The following is a 1,697-nucleotide window of genomic DNA, read 5'->3' as shown; positions in this document are numbered from 1 at the left end:
CGCCGGCCGCTCCTTTCTGTTTCCCCTGTTTCCCCGTGCCGGCTATCGGCTGACGAGAGTCCGGACCGGCGTATACCGCTCGGGTACGAAGCTGCGGGCGACGAGGGCGCGCAGCCCTTCGAGCGAACCGGTGACGAGGCCCTGGGCCCGCGCCTGCACGAGCACATTGCCGATCGCGGTCGCCTCGACGGGGCCGGCGAGCACGGGCAGGCCGAGCCGGTCGGCCGTGAGCTGGCAGAGCAGGCGGTTCTGCGAGCCGCCGCCGACGATGTGCACGACCCGTACGTCGGTGCCGGAAAGCGCGGCTGCGGTCTCGACGCCGCGGGCGAAGGCATCCGCGAGGCTCTCGAGGATGCTGCGCACGAGTTCGGCGTTCGAGCGCGGAACGCGCAGGTCGTGCTCGAGGCAGTAGTCGCGGATGCGGCCCGGCATGTCCCCGGGGGCGAGGAAGCGCTGGTCGTCGGCGTCGAACACGGCGACGGGCCCGGTGACCTCGCCGGCCGCACGCAGCAGGTCGGCGAGAACGATCGTCTCGCCGGCGTGCTCCCAGGTGCGGATCGACTCGCTGAGCAGCCAGAGGCCCATCACATTGTGCAGGTAGCGCACGCGGCCGTCGACGCCGCCCTCGTTCGTGAAGTTGGCCGCGCGGCCTGCCGCGCTGAGCACCGGGGCCTCGAGCTCGACGCCGACGAGCCCCCAGGTGCCGCACGAGATGTAGGCGAAGTCGTCGCTGAGGGCAGGCACCGCGACGACGGCGGATGCCGTGTCGTGCGAGCCGATGGCCGTCACGTCGATCGGGGCGCGGGCGCCGATCTCGCCGGCGACGTCAGGGAGCAGGGAACCGATCCGGGTCCCGGCATCGACGAGGCGCGGGAAGATCCGGCGGTCGAAGCCGAGCCGGTCGATGAGCGGTTCGTCCCACTCTCGGCTGCCGACGCCGAGGAGGCCGGTCGTTGATGCGTTGGTGCGTTCGGCGACGGCGACGCCGGTGAGCCAGTAGTTCAGAAGATCGGGCACGAGCAGCACCTGGTCGGCCTGGTCGAGCGAGCCGGCGGTCAGGTCTGCGGTCAGCTGGTAGAGCGTGTTGAACGGCAGGAACTGGAGTCCGTTGGCCGCATAGAGTTCGGCGGGTGTGGCGATCCGGTGGACGAGATCGACAGCGGGCTGGGTGCGCGCATCGCGATAGTGGTACGGGAGTTGCAGCATCCGCCCCTGCCGCAGCAGCGCGTAGTCGACGGCCCAGGAGTCGACGCCGATGCTCACGAGGGCGGGCTCTTCCGCGGCGGCGGTCCTGAGACCGGCGAGCACATTGCGGTAGAGCTCGACGATGTTCCAGTGCAGCGAGGGATGCCCGTCCTCATTCAGGCGGATCGGCCCGTTCGCGAAGCGGGCCACCGGGCGGAGGCGCAGCTCGTTCGGCCCGACGTGGCCGAGCATGACCCGGCCGCTCGTGGCGCCGAGGTCGACGGCCGCGACGACTGCGGCATCCGTGCTGGTGGTCATCTTCGTGCTCTCTGCTCGTCAGAACTTAAAGGAGTTGCCGTTTCGGACGACTGCGGCCGGTGTGCCGGCCACAGTCGTCCGAAACGGCAACGGGTGGTGCCGAATGCGGGTGGGGTCAGGCGCCCCAGCCGGCCTGGGTGCCGCCGACGCGGTCTGCGCAGATCTTCTCCTGGTAACTGGATGCCGCGAACGCC

1 protein-coding gene is annotated in these 1,697 nt (G+C 70.6%); it reads right to left on the bottom strand.

The genetic code is table 11. From position 1 onward, the window contains the following. Positions 1-42: 42 nt before the first annotated feature. A complete protein-coding gene (locus QN357_RS18850; protein ID WP_322188949.1) occupies positions 43-1,503 on the bottom strand; it encodes a rhamnulokinase family protein in 1,461 nt (486 codons plus the stop codon). Positions 1,504-1,697: the final 194 nt, after the last annotated feature.

Source organism: Cryobacterium sp. RTC2.1 (assembly GCF_035018685.1).
GTDB classification, from domain to species: Bacteria; Actinomycetota; Actinomycetes; order Actinomycetales; family Microbacteriaceae; genus Cryobacterium; species Cryobacterium glucosi.
Note: the sequence above shows the minus strand (reverse complement) of the source record. Positions and strands in the feature narration are given on the sequence as shown.